Source organism: Campylobacter sp. CFSAN093241 (assembly GCF_012889595.1).
GTDB lineage: Bacteria > Campylobacterota > Campylobacteria > Campylobacterales > Campylobacteraceae > Campylobacter_D > Campylobacter_D jejuni.
Window position 1 is genome coordinate 1547201 of the sequence record NZ_CP040612.1, and the last position, 18020, is coordinate 1565220.

Below are 18020 nucleotides of genomic sequence, written 5' to 3' on the forward strand. Positions count from 1 at the left end.
AATGCAAAAATTATTTTTAACTTTTTTTTATTCAGGTTCTGTAAAAAAGGCAAGTGGGACTTTTGGTACTATCGCTGCTTTAATACCTGCTTTTTTTATACTTAAATATCTCGGGATTAATACTTTGTTTTTACTAAGCATTTTAATTTTTGTTGCAAGTATTCGTGTTATAGATGATTATGAAAAAAAAACAGGAATTCACGATGACAAACACATAGTTATCGATGAGGTTGCTGGAGTTTTTCTTGCTTGTGCTATTGCAGCAAGTGTTGAAAACTCGATAGTCAATTTTATTTTGGCTTTTGTTTTATTCAGACTCTTTGACATTACAAAACCTTCTATTATTGGTAAGATAGATAAAAAAGTCAAAGGCGGACTAGGTGTAATGCTTGATGATATGTTAGCAGGATTGTTTGCTGGACTTTTAAGTGCGGTAATTTATGGATTTTTACTTAAATTTAATTTAGTTTTTTGGGATATAAATTTAAAAGATTTATTTTGAAATTTTGCTTAAATTAATTAAATTTTAAATTTTATTCTTATATAATTTAGTCTTTAATTTCAAAAAAGGAAAATATAAATGGCAAACCATAAATCTGCTGAAAAAAGAGCAAGACAAACTATTAAAAAAACAGAAAGAAATAGATTCTATAGAACAAGACTTAAAAATATAACTAAAGCCGTAAGAGAAGCTGCAGCAAATGGAAATAAAAATGCTGCTAATGAAGCTTTAAAAGTAGCTAATAAAAGCATTCATGCTATGGTAAGTCGCGGTTTCATTAAAAAACAAACTGCTTCTCGCCGTGTAAGCCGCTTAGCCCTTTTAGTAAATAAAATCGCATAATTTTCTATATAGTTTTTAATGTTAGCTAGCAAACTAGATCCTTTTTTTAAACGCTTTGAAGAGTTAAATTCTCTTCTTAGCAGTTCTGATATACTCAACGATATCAGTAAAATGACTACACTCTCTAAAGAACAAAAAAATTTAGAACCTATCGTTTTAAAAGCTAAAGAGTATTTAAAAACTTTAGACAATATAGAAGAAAATAAAGCTTTGCTAAACGATCCAGAACTTGGGGAACTTGCAAAAGAAGAACTAAAAACTTTAGAAGAATTAAAACCGAAACTTGAAGAAGAGATTAAAATTTTACTTCTTCCTAAAGATCCCAATGATGAAAGAAATATTTTTCTTGAAATTCGTGCAGGCACAGGTGGCGATGAGGCATCTTTATTTGTGGGAGATCTTGTAAAAGCTTATGCAAGATATGCTGAAAATCGCGGCTATAAACTTGAGATTGTAAGCTCTAGTGAAGGAAGCGTAGGTGGATTTAAAGAAATCATCATGCTTGTTAAAGGAACAGGGGCTTATTCAAGACTTAAATATGAAGGTGGAACGCACCGTGTTCAAAGAGTTCCTCAAACAGAATCCCAAGGACGCGTGCATACTTCTGCTATCACCGTGGCAGTAATGCCAGAAGTTGATGATATAGAAATCGAAATCAATCCAAACGATCTTAAAGTTGATGTTATGCGATCTTCAGGACATGGTGGACAAAGTGTAAATACTACTGATTCAGCTGTTCGTATCACTCATATCCCTACAGGTATAGTTGTAGTCAATCAAGATGGAAAAAGCCAACACAAAAATAAAGAAAGTGCGATGAAAGTCCTAAAAGCAAGGCTTTATGAAATGCAAGAGAGTGAAAGACTAGCAAAAGAAAGTGAAGCAAGAAAATCACAAGTAGGAAGCGGAGATAGAAGCGAACGCATTCGCACTTACAATTTTCCACAAAATCGTATCAGCGATCATAGAATAAATCTTACTTTATATCGCTTAGATGCCATTATGCAAGATGGGCTTTTTGATGAAATCATAGAACCTTTAATCACTCATCATCAAGCCCAAGCTTTACAAGAACAAAATTTATAAGATTTTATATAAATTAATGCTTATGTAGGAATTTATGTGGATTTCCACTAGCACCTACATGTGCAACATTTCCATTTTCTATATCATAAGCTTGACCAAAACCTTTTACAAAGCGTCCTTTTTTAAATTCAAGCTTTACTAGATGAAAATCAAGCATCTTGCGTATAGTTTTAATGCCTCCTTCTCCTCCGGTTTGTTTTTCAAACTCATCATAAATTTGATCAAATCTTTCACCTCTCTCTAAAAAGCTTGCATTTACTCTATAGCGCAATCTTTTACGAAGTATAACAGAAACAGCTTTACTCTCATCCTCTAAAAACATTATTTCTATATTGTTTGGATTTACTTTGATGTTGTTAAAATGTTCACTTACTTCACTTATATAAATATAATTTCCCCATTGTGTGCTTACAAAAGGTGCATACGAGCAAACAACTTCTCCATTTGCATTTAAAGTTGCCAAAGCTACAGAATTAAAACTTAGCATAAATTCATTTAATTCTTTTTCTACACCACTAAAATTTTGCTCGCTCTTTGCACTCATGCAAAGGGATATTATAGCATCTTTAATCGTGTTTTCATCGGCTTTTTTGGGAAATTCCACTCGTAAATTTTCTTTATCATTGTAAACAAGATCTAAGCCATTAAAATCAACACTTTTTAGAAAAACATCTTGTACTTGCTCAATACCACCAAATTTTTTACAAAGATCGACTAAATTTGATTTATGATGATCATTCATATGAGAAATAATGCTTTCAAAATTCATTTTTATCCTTTCTTGATTTTAAAATAAAATATTAAAAAAAATGGTATCAATTATCAAATTAAAAAGCACTTAAAATATATAAATTATCTATTTTAACAAAAATTTATACTAGATTAAGTTAATAAAGGATAAATTTATTTCTAAATTATTATGATATAAATTATCATTATTTATTTTATTTAAGGAGTAAAATTTGCACCCAAATAAAAAAGCTTTTAAATTATCTTTATTTGCATTATTGCTAATAACTAATTTAAATGCACAAGAATCAAATAAAGCTATCAATCTACAAAAAGTTGTTGTTAGTACAACAGGTTTTGAACAAGATGCGGATTCAAATTTACGCAATGTAATCAGCATAGAAGGCAAAGATCTACAAAATAAAGGTTATGTTTCCTTAGAACAAGCCTTAGAAAGAATTTCGGGCATTAGTTTTGTAAATTTTGGACTTGGACGCAATATAGATATGCGTGGACAAGGAAATAAATCCAATATAGCTGTAAAAGTTATGATCAATGGGCGTGCTATTAATGTTCTTGATAATTCCCATGGTGTAACCCTGCTAGATAGTATCAATTTAGATAATGTAGAACGCATAGAAATCATACCTGGGGGTGGATCTGTGCTTTATGGAAGTGGTACTAGAGGGGGCGTGATTAATATCATTACAAAAAAACAAAAATCAGATGCTTTTGCTATAAATTTAAAAAGCAATGCTTATGATCATGGTGGACTAGGTGGAAATTTAGGTATCAATGGCGCCAAACAAATAAATGAAAATTTAGCTTTTAGCTTTGATATACAAAGTTTTAACCTTGATGGATATCAAGAAGGTTATAATGAAAAAGGTTATTTTATCAACACAAAAACCTATATTGATATCAATGATAATAGCGATTTAACTTTGGGGTATAATTATTTTAAAAGCAAAAATACCAGCAGTGGCTATCTAACAAAAGCACAAGCTCAAAGCGATCCAACTCAAAAAGGTAATAGTAACAATATCATACAAATCAATCGCCCTGAAATTTCTTTGGATTATCATTACTATTTTGATGATATATGGGAATTTAACCTAGAAGCTTTTTGGCAAAATCAAAAGATCAATTATCTAAAAGATGTTTCTACAATGAGCTACATGAATATGAGTCTTCCTGTATATCAAAATGGAAGTGGTTTTGAAGACACACTTACAGGGATAAGTTTAAAAAACAAACTAAATTATGCAAATAATTCTTATTTTATTTTTGGTTATGAATTTGCAAACCATGATGCAAAAAGAAAGAGTTTGGTGTATTATAGCGTTCCAAGTGTCATAAATTATCACAGGATGACAACTTTAATGGATATGACTAAACAAAGCCATTCTATTTTTGCTCTTGATTCTCATAATTTTAATGAATTTTTTACTTTATCCGGTGGAGCTAGATATGAATTTAGCTCTTATAATACCGATAGATCTTATAGAAATGAAATGAGTATGAACGGAAGACCCCCATCGCCTACTATCATAGACTCAACAACACTTTTTGATACCAATAAAAACGCCAATAATTTTGCTTTTGAAATCACTCCAAATTTTAAATACTCAGACACAGGAAAGCTTTATATCAAATACGAAAGAGGTTTTGTCTCTCCAAATCCAGCACAATTTGTCAACAAGGATAAAAATTCACAAAAGTATTATTCTGCAAATTTAAATCCTGAGATCTTTGATACCTTTGAACTAGGTATTGATGATTTTTGGTGGGATTTTTACGGCTTTAATCTAACTTTATTTTACACCCTAAGCAAAGATGAAATTTCTTATCTTGGAAACCCTCATTCTACTAGTGGATCTTGGTGGAAATATTATAATATAGATCAAACTCGCCGTTTAGGAGTAGAATTAAGCCTGAGTCAAAATTTTTTAGATGATGATTTAATCTTTAGAGAAAGTCTAACTTATCTTGATGCTAAAATTTCTAAAGGTGTTAATGACGGCATGAGAATTCCTTATGTTTCAAAAATCAAAGCCACAGCTGGGCTTGAATACGCTTGGAATAAAAATTTCTCAAATTTTATTGATTTAACCTATTTTTCTAGAGCAAAAGATGGTGGAACTATAGATGAAAATACAGGAAAAATGTCTAAAAATTCTTGGATAAGGGATTATTTTTTAACAGATATTGGCATGAAATATAATTATAAAAAATTACAAATTTTAGCAGGAATTCGCAATCTTTTCGATAAAAGATACTACACCTATCAAGACAGTATAAATGATCAATACCTAGTTGGAAATGGCAGAAACTACTATGTTGAATTTAAATACACATTCTAAAATTTTAGTGATTATAGGGCTTTTGGTAGCTTATATAATCGCTTCCTTTACAGCACTTTGCTTAGGAGATGAGAATTTAAATCCAAAAGAGCTTTTTTCATATATCTTTAGCCAAGATGAAATTTTAAGACAAATAATCATAGATGGACGCTTACCACGGATTATAATGGCGATTTTAATCGGTATGCTTTTAGCTAGTAGTGGGGCTATCACTCAAAATGTATTTTCAAATCCTATAGCTGATCCTTATATCATAGGTATAGCTTCTGCGGCAACCTTTGGAGCGGTTTTGGCGTATTTGTTAAAATTGAATGATTATTATTATGGAATTTTAGGTTTTGTTTGCTCTACCTTTTTTGCCCTAGGAGTTTTTAAAATTTCTTCTAAAGCTTCTATAGCAACTTTACTCATTATCGGCATAGCAGCTTCATCTTTTTTAGGGGCTTTTACTTCTTTTTTCACTTATCTTATAGGCGAGGATTCTTTTAAAATAGTCGCTTGGCTTATGGGAAATATAGGCAATGCTTCTTGGTTTCGTGTGGGAATTTTAATCTTGCCTTTAATTTTTTGTTTGTTTTATTTTTACGCTCATAAAAACGAATTAAACATACTTTTAAGCGGAGATGATGAAGCTAGAAATCTAGGGGTAAATGCTCAAAAATTAAAGATAAATTTACTCATTGTCTCATCCTTGGCTGTATCTTTTGCGGTTGCTTTTAGCGGACTTATAGGCTTTGTTGGACTCATCATTCCTCATACTATAAGACTTTTGCTTAAAAATTATAATAATGCCTTAGTTATCCCTTTATGTACAGCATTTGGAGGATTATTTTTACTTATTTGTGATACTTTAGCAAGAACTCTTTTAGCTCCTGTGCAAATTCCGATTGGAATTTTAACTGCATTTTTTGGAGCTCCTATTTTTTTATACTTAGCTTTAAGCGCTAGGAGATTTTTATAATGCTAAAAATACATAATTTAAGCTTTGCTTATCACCAAAAAGATTTACTAAAAAATATTCATTTAGAACTTAAAAACCAAGCTTTTATAGGAATTTTAGGGCCAAATGGCTCAGGCAAAAGCACTCTTTTAAAACTTATACTTAAAAATTTAAGTCCAAATAAAGGAGTGATAAGTCTTTTTAACACAAATATCAAGGATTTTTCTCTTAAAGAATTTGCCAAAATTTGCGGATTTGTGCCTCAAAAATCAGAATTAAACACCCCTTTAAAAGTCATCGATGTGCTTTTAATGAGTAAATATGCGAATTTAAAACACGCTTTTAGTTCTTATTCTAAAGAAGATATTTTAGAAATTAAAGAATTTGCTAAGGATTTAAGACTTGAAAATTTTCTAGAAAGAAGCATACTTTCTTTAAGTGGGGGTGAATTTCAAAGAATGCTTTTAGCAAGAGCTTTGCTTAAAAAGCCAAAAATTCTTTTTTTAGATGAACCCACTTCAGCCCTTGATTTAAACTATGCTATAGAGCTTTTAAGTCTTTGCGAAAAACTAGTTAAAGAAAAAAATATTGCCATTGTTGCTATCTTACATGATTTAAATTTAGCTTCTATGTTTTGTGATAAAATCCTTTTTTTAAAAGAAGGGGAAATAAAGTATTTTGGAACGATCAAAGAGCTTTTTACTCAAGAAATTTTAAAAGAAATTTATGATTTAAACTGCGAGATTATTTATAAAAATTCTAAACCTTATATTTTAGCTTTAAAGGAGAAAAAATGAAAAAAATTTTAATTATTATAAGTTTGTTTTTAATCACACTAAATGCAAAAGAACGCCTTGTAGTGCTTGATCCTGCAAGCATAGAAACCCTTTTTATGCTTAAGGCTAAGGATCAAATCGTAGGCATTGCCAATTTGCAACACTCAAATATCTATCCCAAAGATCAAACCTCAAAACTTACAAGCGTAGGTACTTTTTCAAATCCTTCGCTTGAAAAAATAGTAGCATTAAAACCAAGTTTGGTGATTTTAAGCTCTTATTCTTTAAATTTAGAAGAAGGACTTAAAAATTTTGGTATCAAAAGTATCAATTTAAAAGCCGAGCGTTTAGAAGATATAACAAAAAATATCACAACCTTAGGCCAAATCACCAAAAAAGAAAAAGAAGCAGAGCTTTTAAAACAAGAATTTAACCAAAAATTTAAAAAATTAAGCGATAAACCCCTAAATAAAAGTGCGATTTATCTTTATTCTAGCAACCCTTTAATGGCCTTTAATGATAATTCTTTAATAGCTGATATTTTAAGACTTATAGGGATTAAAAATTTAAGCCCGCAAAGTCAAATTTCAAGACCTGTTATATCAGCAGAATACATACTGAAACAAAATCCAGACATACTCATTCTTGGAATTAATGCTAAAAACAATCTTTTAGATACAAATGCTTTATTGAAAAATACCAAAGCAGTTAAAACAGGAAGTATTTATTTTAACAAAGATACACCTATATTATTACGTCTTAGTCCTAAGATAATAGATAGAATTCAAGAATTTAAAACAAAGCTAGAAAATAACAATTTTTAATCACCCAATCTTGCTTTAAAAAATTCGCAAGTTTGACAAAGTTTTTCTATGCGTTTATCTTCTTCAAAAGCTTTTTTCATCATCTTTATACGCGGTGATTTAAAAAGCTTATCAAAGTTATTTTCAAAAACATTTCCCAAGTTAATATCTGCTTTAGTATCCAAACAGCAAGGCACCAAACTTCCATCACTTAAAATCCCAATTTGCTCTTTTAAAGCATGACATTTTCCTTTTTTATAAAGGGGTTCATCTTTTAAATTTGGCCATTTAAAAAGTTTATTTTGATGAAGCAAAATATGTCTTTGCAAGCGATTTTTACTTAAGTTTGCATCAATCTTAGCTTCAAATTCTTTGGCTAAAAACTCATAAATTTTTAAATTTGACTTAGGTGCTTTAAAATTAGCATCTAAATTCCAAAGTCTTAGATTGATAAAAGAAAGGCTTTTTTGCTCTAAATGCTTTTTACAAAGTTCTAAAATAGGCTTAAAATACTGTTCTAAAGAAATTTTGCTTTGACTTAAAAAAGACATTAAAGAAATATTGATTTGATGGATATTCTCATACCCTAACAATAAAGCTTGATTTTTAGAATTTAGATAAAAGCCACTTGTAGTGATTTCAAGTTTCATAGCTTCATCTTTTGCGATTTTTAGATAATTTTCCAAATTAGGTAAAAGCAAAGGATCACCCAAAAGATGAAAGGTAAAAAGCTCAGCTTTATTAGAAATTTCATAAGCTAAGTTTTGAAATTTTTCTTCACTCATTACCCCGCGAATTCCTTTTTGAGAAGGACAAAAATCACATTTTAAACCACAAATATCGCTTAATTCTATATATATTTTTTTAAATTTCATTATATTTCCTAGAGTAAACATTTTACCAAAATTTATGAAATTTATTAAAATATGTAACATTTTTATCGATATTTTTATCTTTTTTATTTATCTTCTTTATTTTTAAATATATTAAACAAAAATCACACTATACTTAAATAAAAATTTAAAATTAAGGAAGGGTTTATGCAAGAGCTTACTCGCACGAAAAAAATTCGCTCTATTATTGCTGCAAGTAGCGGAAATTTAGTAGAGTGGTTTGATTTTTATATCTATGCTTTTACAGCAACTTATTTTGCTCATACTTTTTCAACTTCAGATAATCCTGTTATCCAGCAAATCAATGCCTTTGGGGTTTTTGCAGTAGGATTTTTTATGCGTCCTATAGGCTCTTGGCTTTTTGGCTCTTTAGCTGATAAAGTAGGTCGTAAAAAATCTATGGTTATATCAGTGGTTTTAATGGCTTTAGGCTCTTTTATGATAGCAGCCTTACCAAGCAAAGATACAGTGGGCGATCTTGCTATTATCTTGCTTTTAATAGCAAGACTTATTCAAGGTCTTAGTGTAGGCGGGGAGTATGGCATAGCAGCTACTTATCTTTCAGAACTTGCTACGGAAGGAAAACGCGGTTTTTACTCATCTTTTCAGTATGTAACCCTAATAGGTGGTCAACTTTTGGCCGTTGCAAGCATTAGTATAATGTTTTTATTTTTTAGCATTGATGATATGAAAGATTATGCTTGGAGAATACTTTTTGTAATAGGCGGAATTTTAGCACTAGGCTCGCTTTTTGTAAGAAAAATGATGAATGAAAGTGCTACAAAACTTCACCAGCATGAAGATCGTGGTACTTTAAAGGCATTATGCAAATCTTGGAAACCTTTTTTAATGGTACTTGGGGTTACCTCTGGAGGTTCTTTAGCTTTTTACACCATTACAACTTATACTAAAACTTTTATGGAAAATACGGGTATGGATAAAATGCTTGTTAATAATCTTTTCTTAGGTGCTTTATTTATACTAATCATCATTCAACCTTTTTTTGGATATATAGGAGATAAAATAGGTCACAAACGATCTTTAATTGTATTTTGTATTTTGGCATTGGTAGGAATTTATCCTATTTTTTCACTTATAGCCAATAACGCACAAAATAATCCTTCTTTGACATTTATGTTGGTGGTATTATTGTTTGTTATTTTAAGTTTTTATACTTCAGTTGCTGGGATTTTTAAAGCAAAACTTTTTCCTGAACATGTAAGAGCTTTAGGGACAGGTTTAGGTTATGCTATTTCAAATGCTGTTTTTGGAGGATCTGCTCCTTGGGTTGCTTTACAATTTAAAAATGCAGGTATAGAAAATGGCTTTTTTATATATATAGCTATTTTTACAATCATCATGCTTATAGCTACTTTATGTTTGCCTAAAAAATCAGAGCTTAATTAATTTTAACGCTTTTAAAGAAAGTGCCGAAAGTGCTGTACTTTCTAACTCTTTTAAGGTTTTAAATTCATAATTTTTATTTTCATTGTTTAAAATTTGATGATAAACCTTGATATTAAGTTTATACTTAGTATAGCTGTGCTTAAACTCCCCTATAAAACCCATATCTTTAGAAAGTTTATACTCTCCTTCTTTAAAAAAAGGAAAATTATACATACCCTTATAAAGCTTATCTTGGCTTTTCTGTATCGCAAATTTTTTATTAAATTCAAACAAAAAAAGATTTAAATTTAAACTCTCATAAAGTATTTTTTTAGCTCTTGGATAAAGCTCTGTATGAAATTTGCCTTGACAAAAATCATACAAAGGACAAATCCCACACTTTGCATTTTTACCCACACAAACCAAAGCCCCTATATCAAGCAAAGCTTGGTTGTGATCAAAGGCATGATTTAAATTTAAAAGCTCTTTAGCTCTTTTTTCAAGTTCTTTCATGCTAGGATTTTCCAAAGCAAAAAGACGAGAAAGCACACGGCGTATATTGCCATCAACAAAAGAAACCTTTTGATCGTAGCCAAAACAAGCTATAGCGCCTGCTGTATAAGCTCCTATACCACTTAATTTTTTTAGATCCTCAACATCTTTGGGTAATTTAGCCCCAAACTTATCCACGCATTCTAAAGCTGCCTTTTTTAAATTTCTAGCACGAGTGTAATAACCAAGTCCTTGCCAAGCCTTTAAAAGCTCGTCTTCATTAGCATTAGCCAAACTTTCTAAAGTAGGAAATTTTTGCAAAAAGGGGAAATAAAACCTTTCTAAAACTGATTTAACTTGAGTTTGCTGAAGCATAATTTCGCTGATATAAACCCCATAAGCTCTATCAATATGCTTTAAACTTTCATCACAATTTTGACTTTGTAAATTACGCCAAGGCAAAGTTTTGCGTCCATTTTTTTCATACCAAAGAAGTAAATTTTCTTGTAGTTTTTCAAGCTCTTTTTTTTGCATAAATGAGAGTATAACAAAAAATTTTAAAATTTTTTGCTAAAATTAGCTCAAATTAAATTATTAAGGATATCCATGTTAGCTTTTTTTAAAGGTTTAGGTATAGGTTTTTTATGTTTATTACTTTTTGTTGCAGGAGTAGTTTTTAATGTAGAATTTTTAGGCAAAAAAGACTCTAATCATGATTTATATTTTTCAAGAAATATAGAAGTAAGCAATACGCTAAAACCCGATATTTTATATGCAAATATTAATTTTTGGGCAAATGAAAATTTAAGTTCAAAAATTACATTAGACAATAGTGAAAAAGCTGAAATCACAAATACTTTCAATCAAATTTTAGAACGCTCAAAAAAAGAAAATTTTTGTAGCGGAGGAAGTTTTTCTTTAGAACCTAATTTTTCCTATAAAGATGGTATACAAACTCCAAAAGGTCAAAGATTTGATGCGAATTTAGAATGTGAATTTAAAGAAAACCAACTTGCAGATTTTAACAAGCTTTTAAATGACATCAATTCTATCATAGCTAAAAATAATTTCATCAGCGTTTCAACACCAGCCATACAAACAAAATTTTCAAAAGATACACTAAACAACAACAAAGAAAATCTCTACAAAGAGCTTTTAAAAACATCATACGAATATGAAAAAACTTACTCTTTAGATCTTAATAAAACTTGTGTATTGAAAAATTTACAAGTAAATGCCAATACCAATATCGCACCTAGAATGCTAAATGCGAAATCTGACAATATAGAACTTTCATCTCCAATTATCAGCAAAAAAGAACAAATTTTAAATGCAAAAGCTTTATTTATTTGCAAATAACTTATAGCAAAATAAACTCCTTTTAAGTTTATTTTGCTATACTTTTATCTTCAATTCTTTCAGAAATTTATGCGGGAATAGCTCAGGGGTAGAGCACAACCTTGCCAAGGTTGGGGTCGCGAGTTCGAATCTCGTTTCCCGCTCCATAATCACCCGCCCGGGTGGTGGAATTGGTAGACACAAGGGACTTAAAATCCCTCGGAATTTTTCTTCCGTGCCGGTTCAAGTCCGGCCTCGGGCACCACTTTTTCAACATTATCAGGGCGACATAGCCAAGCGGTAAGGCATGGGCCTGCAAAGCCTTGATCTCCGGTTCGAATCCGGATGTCGCCTCCAAAAGGCAAAACTTTACTTTATCGGGAGATGGCTGAGTGGTCGAAAGCGGCGGTCTTGAAAACCGTTGAGGGTCACACCTCCAGGGGTTCGAATCCCTTTCTCCCGGCCACCAAGACTTTCTAGTTTATCAAGCTTATATTATTCCTGAAATTATAAAGGATACTACAAATGAAAAATAATACTTCGGTCTTACTATTTTTGTTATATCCTAAAAAAACTTAGAAAAACTATGGCTAATATAATTAAAAATAAGAAATACAAATGGAAATTTAGAATTTGTTATCTTAAAACAAAAATATAAAATTTTAAAAATATGTCAAATTTTAAAATACAAGGTAGGCAAATGAAAGAATTTTATATGAATTTAGCTTTAAATGAGGCTTGGAAATATCAGTTTTTAACCTATCCAAATCCGGCTGTAGGCTGTGTAATCTTAGATAAAAATGAAAAAATTTTAGCCATAAAAGCTCATGAAAAAGCTGGATTAGCTCATGCGGAACTTAATGCCATAGCTCATGCTTTTAAAAGCTTAAGACCTGAAATTTCATTGCCCAAAGAAGCAAACGCCTTACATGAGTTTATTTGCAAAAACCATCAAGGTGTATTTAAAGATAGCATAGCTTTTGTAACGCTTGAGCCTTGCTCTCATCAAGGAAAAACACCTCCTTGTGCAAAACTCTTTAGCGAGCTAGGTTTTAAAAAAATTTTCATCAGCGTTAAAGATGAAAATAAAATCGCAAGCGGTGGGGCTGAATTTTTAAAAAAACAAGGTATAGAGGTTGAATTTGACATACTTAAAGAAGAAGGAAAAAAACTTTTAAAACCTTTTTTAAAATGGCAAAAAGGGCAATTTAAACTTTTTAAATTAGCCCTTTCTATGAACGGCTCACCTTTTGGCAAAATCGTAAGCAATGAGCTAAGTCGCACTTATGCACATGAAATTAGAGCGGTGATTGATTTGCTTGTAGTCGGTGGAGAAACCATAAGAAAAGATTGCCCTATATTAGATGCTAGGCTTTGCAAAGCAAAAGCGCCTAATCTTTGTATCTTAAGCCGTCAAAATATAGATAATTTTGATAAAAATATCCCTTTATTTAAAGTTCCAAACCGCCAAATTTATACCCAAATTCCAAGTGAAGCTAAATTTTTAATGTATGAGGGTGGAGAAAATTTTCTCAAAATCTTTAAAGATGAAATAGATATGTTTTTGATTTTCCAAAGTTCAAGTTTAAATGATGAAAAAAATGTTACAATACCTTTAAATTTCAAGCCACTTTACAGGAATTTTTTAGGGAGTGATACTTATGGCATTTATGAACTTTAGTGGATTTTTTTATGCGAGAAATGATTTAAGATTATTTAAAATAGAAAAGAAAAATGAATTAAAATCCTTTTTTTACAAGGACTACACCCTATCAAGCTACAAAGATGATTTAAATTTAAACAATGAAATCTTTTTTTATCAAAGTTTAAAAGAAGGCTTATTTAAGGAAAATGATGAAATTTTAGTTTCAAATTTGGGTAAAAAGATCATACTTTTTAGAAATTTCACTCAAAATTGCGATAATTTTAATGAGACAAAATTAAAACAAATATTGCTTTTATTTTTTTTGTTATTAGCGAGTGTATTTTTTGCAAGTTTGGCTATGATTAATGAATTTGGAGCCATAGATCTTCTTTTTTTAATGATTTGCTTATTGCTTTTAGTGATGGGAGTAATCAATCTTGGCTTGCTTTTTAAGCAAATTCGCATTCTTAAAAGTTTTTCCAAAGAAGAAATGAAAGAATTTTTAAGTCAAAGAATGAAAAAATACACTAAAGTGTAAAAACACTTTAGCATACTGTTTTTAAATTTGTAGCAAGACCACCTAAAGAAGTTTCTTTATATTTATAATTCATATCTTTTCCTGTTTCATACATGGTTTCTATAACCTCATCAAGGCTTACCATAGGAGTGGATTTGCGTGTCATTGCCATTCTAGCAGCACTTATGGCCTTAATGGCTCCAAAGGCATTTCTTTCTATGCAAGGAATTTGCACAAGTCCTGCAACTGGATCGCAAGTTAGACCTAGATGATGTTCCATTGCCATTTCAGCAGCATTACATGCTTTAAAAGCATTAGCTCCTAAAACTGTTGCCATAGCCGCAGCTGCCATAGAACTAGCACTACCAATTTCTGCTTGACAACCTGCTTCTGCTCCGCTAATACTTGCATTTTTCTTATAAAAAGAACCTATAAGCATTGCTGTTAATAAAAACTCTATAACCTTTTCATCACTAAAACCTATAGTATGATTTTTAAGATAAAGCATAACAGCAGGGATAACAGCACATGCTCCATTTGTTGGTGCGGTTACGACTTTTGCTCCGCTAGCATTTTCTTCAGCAATCGCAATAGCATATAAAGAAATAAAATCGATAATACCCATAGGATCAGCTGTCATCGCTACTCTTTCTTTAAGTCCTTTAGCTCTACGCTTTAAATGAAGTTTTCCAGGCAAATAATCTTCATTCGGGTGCGTACCATTATAATACACTTCTTGCATCACTTCCCAAATTTCAAGACAATAAGCACAAATTTCCTCTTTAGTGTGAAATTGCAATTCATAACGATAAGAAAGCTCTGCCAAATCCCAATCTCTTTTATCGCAAAGCTCTAAAGCTTCTTTAGCGTTATTAAGCTCTATATCTAGTTTTTTCTTTTTATTTTGGTTAGAATTTTTACCTTTTTTTTCTAATTCCGCAGCTGTTAAAACAAAGCCTCCACCTACAGAATAATAAGTTTCCTCATCAACTAACCCACCTTTACAATCATAAGCTTTAATTTTCATACCATTCTCATGTAAAGGTAAAAAATCTTTAGAAAATATCAAATCTTTTTCATAATTAAAACTAAGTTTTTTCTCGCCACAAAAATCAATTTGAGCATTTTCAATAGCATTTTTATTTACTTCATCTTGTATTGCCGCACTTAAATTTTTAGCTTCTAAGCCATTTAACCCCCAAATCACAGCCTTATCACTCAAGTGTCCTTTGCCTGTTAACGACAAAGAACCATAAAGAGTAACCTCAACTCTATCAATTTCATCAAGCTTTTTAGCAACTTTTTTACAAAATAAATTTCCAGCAAGCATAGGCCCTAAAGTATGAGAAGAAGAAGGGCCAACACCTATTTTAAAAATGCTTAAATTACTCATTTTTTATCCTTAATTTATAAAAGATCATGAATTGCAGCAGAAATTGCAACTATCCCCATTACCAAAACAAAAAGATCTAAAAATTTATTACGAAACCTTGCCAAAATATCAAAACGATAAATACAATAAAGCGGCATTAAGAAAAGCAAAATAGCCAAAACAGGACCACCAATAGCCTCGATAATTCCTATAACACTTGGATTTTTATACGCAACAAGCCACGCGATAGCAAAGGTAATGATCGCTGTTAAAGTTTGAGCGAATTTACCTTGAATTCTACCATGACTTGCTTTATATAAAATACCATTTAAGCCTTCTTGAGAACCAAGATAATGCCCTAAGAAACTTTTGCTAATAGCCACAAGTGCAACAATAGGTCCAACATAAGCTAGTAAAGAAACTTCAGGAAATTTATTTGCTATAAAAGTAAGAATATTGATATTTTGATCTTTTGCTGATGCAAAATCTTCTGGTGTAAAGGTTAAAGCACAAGAAAAAACAAAAAACATTACAACAAAAACCATAAGAATAATTGCCAAAGAAATAATTTTTCTAGCGCGAGGTTCAGCATAATCACCATATTCTTTTTTACAATAACAAGCAAGTGAAGAAATAATAGGAGAGTGATTAAAACTAAATACCATCACAGGAATAACAAGCCATAAAGTAACCCAAAAATTACTTGTTGAAATTACGGAAAAATCAACATTTGTAAATAATGATGAATTCCATTGTGGAATTAAAAGCAATGAAAAAATAAATAAAAATATAATAAAAGGAAAAACAAGAAAACTCATTGCTTTTGTTACAACATTTTCACCAAGAATAGAAATCAAAACCAAAACTCCAACAATCAAAAAACTCACCCACCAACGAGCAGCATGAGTAAGATCTGCATTGAAATTGAACTGATTGATTAAGAACTCAAGCAAAGTTGTTGTAAGATTAGCACTATAAACCAATAAAATAGGCAAAATAGCAAAAAAATACAAAAGTGTAATTAAAAATCCACCGCCCTTGCCAAAATAACTTTCTGCAACAAAAGTAATATCATCTTTTGGATTAGAACTTGAAAGCACAAAGCGACATAAATTTCTATGAGCTAAGTAAGTCATAGGAAAAGCTAAAACAAGTATAACTAACAAAGGTATCAATCCACCAAGCCCAGCACTAATAGGCAACAAAAGTACGCCGGCTCCAATAGCTGTTCCAAAAAGAGATAAAACCCACCTTGTATCGTGACTAGTCCATTTAGGAGTATTCATTATTCTTCCTTAAATTTAAGATTACATCTCTTTTATTTTAGCAAAATATTTATAAATAATTATTTTTTAAAAAAAATATTTTAAATCTTATGTAACATTTTGTAAATTTAATTTTATAAAAAAACAATCACTTGTATCAATACAGTATTATTTTAAAACTAAATATATTTTGAGTTTTGCAATCAAAAAATAAAAATTTGGAAGACTATGCTTCCAAATTTTTGCATCAAATTTTCTAAGGGAGTTAAATTTTCAAAAATTAATCTAATTTTTGACCTAGGATATTTCCTTGCATATCTGTATAAACTTCCATATTGTTATTAAACTTAAATTTATAACCATTAATTTCTTTGTCTACTTCAAGAATTTGAGCATTTGGTTGAGTTGCACTCACTTTTTTCATAACATTAGGTAAGATAGTATGTGGCAAAGCCTTATATTTTCCATCAACTTCTTTCCACTCTCCATTGATCATAAAATCAATTTCAGTTCCATCATTTAAAATCACATCATAAGAATCTATATCTTTTTTCACCAAACCAATTTGAGCGGTTTTAAAATTTTTAGAAATAAATTCTTTGGCATTATTTGGAAGTTCGCTAGCAGGAACAACCATATCTTTAGCTAAAAGCACCGTAGTACCCAACAAAGCAAGTAAAGTTAGTTTTGCTTTCATAATTTCTCCTTTTTTTCTTGGTTGGCGAAAGTTTAACTCAAAACTGTGAAGTGAATGTGAAACTTAAAAAATAATTTTCAAGCTTTCATTCTCAACACTTATACCTTGACTTTTTATAAATTTTATTTCTTTTCCATCTTCAAATTTTAAAATATCTTTATCTTTTAGATTAATATCATAAGTTAAAATATGCAAAACAATATCATAAATACAAAAGAAAAGTTCTTTTTCTTCTATGTTTAAATCACAAACTTCAAGTTCTAATTTATCAAAATTTCTAAGCCCATAAGTATAAGCATTAACTCCATTTTCACTAGGATAAACACTAACATATATCCAATTATATACCGGCAAGCGATTATCATCTAACATTTTTGCATTTTCTATATAAAAACTGGGCTCTAAAACAACTGCACCTGTATAAAAACCTAAAGCATGTTTATTATCCAAACATAAAGCTGCAATTTTCGTAAACATTTTAGCTTGTTCTAATTTGCTTTGATCTTGACTTAGCACCGCTATAAGAAGATGAGCTTTATGTTTTTTAGTTTGCTCTAAGGCATCTTTCCACATAAAATTAAAATTTGCATAGTATTCTACTTCGTGATTAGGTATAGGATTGTTAATCAAATTTAGAGTAACTAACATATTTTCATATGAAAAAATCACGCCCTCTTTGGTAAAATTTTCATCAGCTATTTTTATATTAAATTTATCTTCTAAAATGCTTTTTAACTCCGAAAAATTAAAATCAACTTCATCAAGAAGAACAAAAGAGGTAAAATTGTGATTTAAATCTATAGTCATGTTAAACCCTATTAAATTTTTATAAATTATAACCTAATAAAAATAAATACTATAAACAAGAATTTCT

At 30.3% G+C, this 18020-nt stretch carries 18 protein-coding genes and 4 tRNA genes; 15 read left to right on the plus strand and 7 right to left on the minus strand.

Translation table 11 applies throughout. The features are described 5' to 3' along the window. The first annotated feature begins 1 nt into the window (after position 1). From FBE96_RS07820 to prfA, 3 genes are all read left to right on the plus strand, one after another. A complete protein-coding gene (locus FBE96_RS07820; protein WP_002851418.1) occupies positions 2 to 502 on the plus strand; it encodes a phosphatidylglycerophosphatase A in 501 nt (166 codons plus the stop codon). Between the two features lie 78 nt (positions 503 to 580). Then, positions 581 to 844 (plus strand): 30S ribosomal protein S20, encoded by a 264-nt coding sequence (rpsT, locus tag FBE96_RS07825; protein WP_002851317.1) that lies wholly within the window; start codon positions 581 to 583, stop codon positions 842 to 844. 18 nt (positions 845 to 862) lie between these two features. Then, complete coding sequence (gene prfA, locus FBE96_RS07830) at positions 863 to 1930, plus strand: peptide chain release factor 1 (RefSeq protein WP_002851189.1); 1068 nt, start codon at positions 863 to 865, stop codon at positions 1928 to 1930. A 13-nt stretch (positions 1931 to 1943) separates the two neighbouring features. On the opposite strand, the gene FBE96_RS07835 is transcribed toward prfA, so the two are convergent. Next, positions 1944 to 2699: a HugZ family heme oxygenase gene (locus tag FBE96_RS07835; protein WP_002851503.1), complete on the minus strand. Its 756-nt coding sequence runs from the start codon at positions 2697 to 2699 to the stop codon at positions 1944 to 1946. Positions 2700 to 2892: 193 nt separating this feature from the next. Between FBE96_RS07835 and FBE96_RS07840 the strand changes: the two genes are divergently transcribed. Genes FBE96_RS07840 through FBE96_RS07855 form a run of 4 tightly spaced genes read left to right on the plus strand, consistent with a single transcriptional unit; the run spans position 2893 to position 7562 of the window. Further along, positions 2893 to 5022: a TonB-dependent receptor gene (locus tag FBE96_RS07840; RefSeq protein ID WP_145599608.1), complete on the plus strand. Its 2130-nt coding sequence runs from the start codon at positions 2893 to 2895 to the stop codon at positions 5020 to 5022. Beyond that, complete coding sequence (locus FBE96_RS07845) at positions 4997 to 5983, plus strand: iron ABC transporter permease (RefSeq protein ID WP_002905773.1); 987 nt, start codon at positions 4997 to 4999, stop codon at positions 5981 to 5983. Before FBE96_RS07840 ends, FBE96_RS07845 begins: the two co-directional genes overlap by 26 nt. Next, the gene (locus FBE96_RS07850; protein ID WP_002905775.1) at positions 5983 to 6759 is read left to right on the plus strand and encodes an ABC transporter ATP-binding protein; all 777 of its coding nucleotides are present in this window, start codon (positions 5983 to 5985) and stop codon (positions 6757 to 6759) included. The genes FBE96_RS07845 and FBE96_RS07850 overlap by 1 nt, the downstream gene beginning before the upstream one ends. After that, positions 6756 to 7562: an ABC transporter substrate-binding protein gene (locus FBE96_RS07855; protein WP_002905777.1), complete on the plus strand. Its 807-nt coding sequence runs from the start codon at positions 6756 to 6758 to the stop codon at positions 7560 to 7562. Before FBE96_RS07850 ends, FBE96_RS07855 begins: the two co-directional genes overlap by 4 nt. Here FBE96_RS07855 and FBE96_RS07860 read toward each other — a convergent pair. After that, entirely contained in the window at positions 7559 to 8416 is an 858-nt protein-coding gene (locus FBE96_RS07860) for a radical SAM/SPASM domain-containing protein (RefSeq protein ID WP_002858286.1), read from the minus strand. The two genes, FBE96_RS07855 and FBE96_RS07860, sit on opposite strands and share 4 nt — an antisense overlap. 165 nt (positions 8417 to 8581) lie before the next feature. Between FBE96_RS07860 and FBE96_RS07865 the strand changes: the two genes are divergently transcribed. Then, positions 8582 to 9841, plus strand: coding sequence for an MFS transporter (locus FBE96_RS07865; RefSeq protein WP_145599607.1), 1260 nt, complete (start codon positions 8582 to 8584; stop codon positions 9839 to 9841). Here FBE96_RS07865 and mutY read toward each other — a convergent pair. Then, positions 9827 to 10846: an A/G-specific adenine glycosylase gene (gene mutY / locus FBE96_RS07870; RefSeq protein WP_002905781.1), complete on the minus strand. Its 1020-nt coding sequence runs from the start codon at positions 10844 to 10846 to the stop codon at positions 9827 to 9829. The genes FBE96_RS07865 and mutY overlap by 15 nt on opposite strands. A gap of 72 nt (positions 10847 to 10918) precedes the next feature. Between mutY and FBE96_RS07875 the strand changes: the two genes are divergently transcribed. From FBE96_RS07875 to FBE96_RS07905, 7 genes are all read left to right on the plus strand, one after another. Further along, on the plus strand, positions 10919 to 11671 hold the full coding sequence (locus FBE96_RS07875) for a hypothetical protein (protein WP_002905783.1): 753 nt from the start codon (positions 10919 to 10921) through the stop codon (positions 11669 to 11671). A gap of 71 nt (positions 11672 to 11742) precedes the next feature. Further along, positions 11743 to 11817 (plus strand) — tRNA-Gly (locus FBE96_RS07880). A 9-nt stretch (positions 11818 to 11826) separates the two neighbouring features. Next, positions 11827 to 11915 (plus strand) — tRNA-Leu (locus FBE96_RS07885). A gap of 18 nt (positions 11916 to 11933) precedes the next feature. Next, positions 11934 to 12007 (plus strand) — tRNA-Cys (locus FBE96_RS07890). A gap of 21 nt (positions 12008 to 12028) precedes the next feature. Next, positions 12029 to 12116, plus strand: a tRNA-Ser gene (locus tag FBE96_RS07895). A 204-nt stretch (positions 12117 to 12320) separates the two neighbouring features. Then, on the plus strand, positions 12321 to 13331 hold the full coding sequence (gene ribD / locus FBE96_RS07900) for a bifunctional diaminohydroxyphosphoribosylaminopyrimidine deaminase/5-amino-6-(5-phosphoribosylamino)uracil reductase RibD (RefSeq protein ID WP_010891948.1): 1011 nt from the start codon (positions 12321 to 12323) through the stop codon (positions 13329 to 13331). Next, entirely contained in the window at positions 13312 to 13833 is a 522-nt protein-coding gene (locus tag FBE96_RS07905) for a hypothetical protein (RefSeq protein ID WP_002868293.1), read from the plus strand. Before ribD ends, FBE96_RS07905 begins: the two co-directional genes overlap by 20 nt. A gap of 7 nt (positions 13834 to 13840) precedes the next feature. On the opposite strand, the gene FBE96_RS07910 is transcribed toward FBE96_RS07905, so the two are convergent. The 4 genes from FBE96_RS07910 to FBE96_RS07925 all read right to left on the minus strand — a co-directional run bounded on the left by FBE96_RS07910 (position 13841) and on the right by FBE96_RS07925 (position 17953). Beyond that, on the minus strand, positions 13841 to 15205 hold the full coding sequence (locus tag FBE96_RS07910) for an L-serine ammonia-lyase (RefSeq protein WP_002851484.1): 1365 nt from the start codon (positions 15203 to 15205) through the stop codon (positions 13841 to 13843). A gap of 14 nt (positions 15206 to 15219) precedes the next feature. Beyond that, the gene (locus FBE96_RS07915; protein WP_145599606.1) at positions 15220 to 16470 is read right to left on the minus strand and encodes an aromatic amino acid transport family protein; all 1251 of its coding nucleotides are present in this window, start codon (positions 16468 to 16470) and stop codon (positions 15220 to 15222) included. Between the two features lie 259 nt (positions 16471 to 16729). After that, positions 16730 to 17146: a PepSY-like domain-containing protein gene (locus FBE96_RS07920; protein WP_002843383.1), complete on the minus strand. Its 417-nt coding sequence runs from the start codon at positions 17144 to 17146 to the stop codon at positions 16730 to 16732. 63 nt (positions 17147 to 17209) lie between these two features. Next, positions 17210 to 17953 carry a DUF4261 domain-containing protein gene (locus FBE96_RS07925; protein WP_002858259.1) on the minus strand — a complete coding sequence of 248 codons (744 nt, stop codon included), beginning with the start codon at positions 17951 to 17953 and terminating at the stop codon, positions 17210 to 17212. Positions 17954 to 18020: the final 67 nt, after the last annotated feature.

Excerpts from the sequence above, each read along its gene's own strand:
- FBE96_RS07820 (WP_002851418.1), top strand. The coding sequence starts at position 2 with ATGCAAAAATTATTTTTAACTTTTTTTTATTCAGGTTCTGTAAAAAAG.
- rpsT (WP_002851317.1), top strand. The coding sequence starts at position 581 with ATGGCAAACCATAAATCTGCTGAAAAAAGAGCAAGACAAACTATTAAA.
- prfA (WP_002851189.1), top strand. The coding sequence starts at position 863 with ATGTTAGCTAGCAAACTAGATCCTTTTTTTAAACGCTTTGAAGAGTTA.
- FBE96_RS07835 (WP_002851503.1), bottom strand. The coding sequence starts at position 2,699 with ATGAATTTTGAAAGCATTATTTCTCATATGAATGATCATCATAAATCA.
- FBE96_RS07845 (WP_002905773.1), top strand. The coding sequence starts at position 4,997 with ATGTTGAATTTAAATACACATTCTAAAATTTTAGTGATTATAGGGCTT.
- FBE96_RS07850 (WP_002905775.1), top strand. The coding sequence starts at position 5,983 with ATGCTAAAAATACATAATTTAAGCTTTGCTTATCACCAAAAAGATTTA.
- FBE96_RS07855 (WP_002905777.1), top strand. The coding sequence starts at position 6,756 with ATGAAAAAAATTTTAATTATTATAAGTTTGTTTTTAATCACACTAAAT.
- FBE96_RS07860 (WP_002858286.1), bottom strand. The coding sequence starts at position 8,416 with ATGAAATTTAAAAAAATATATATAGAATTAAGCGATATTTGTGGTTTA.
- FBE96_RS07865 (WP_145599607.1), top strand. The coding sequence starts at position 8,582 with ATGCAAGAGCTTACTCGCACGAAAAAAATTCGCTCTATTATTGCTGCA.
- mutY (WP_002905781.1), bottom strand. The coding sequence starts at position 10,846 with ATGCAAAAAAAAGAGCTTGAAAAACTACAAGAAAATTTACTTCTTTGG.
- FBE96_RS07875 (WP_002905783.1), top strand. The coding sequence starts at position 10,919 with ATGTTAGCTTTTTTTAAAGGTTTAGGTATAGGTTTTTTATGTTTATTA.
- ribD (WP_010891948.1), top strand. The coding sequence starts at position 12,321 with ATGTCAAATTTTAAAATACAAGGTAGGCAAATGAAAGAATTTTATATG.
- FBE96_RS07905 (WP_002868293.1), top strand. The coding sequence starts at position 13,312 with ATGGCATTTATGAACTTTAGTGGATTTTTTTATGCGAGAAATGATTTA.
- FBE96_RS07910 (WP_002851484.1), bottom strand. The coding sequence starts at position 15,205 with ATGAGTAATTTAAGCATTTTTAAAATAGGTGTTGGCCCTTCTTCTTCT.
- FBE96_RS07915 (WP_145599606.1), bottom strand. The coding sequence starts at position 16,470 with ATGAATACTCCTAAATGGACTAGTCACGATACAAGGTGGGTTTTATCT.
- FBE96_RS07920 (WP_002843383.1), bottom strand. The coding sequence starts at position 17,146 with ATGAAAGCAAAACTAACTTTACTTGCTTTGTTGGGTACTACGGTGCTT.
- FBE96_RS07925 (WP_002858259.1), bottom strand. The coding sequence starts at position 17,953 with ATGACTATAGATTTAAATCACAATTTTACCTCTTTTGTTCTTCTTGAT.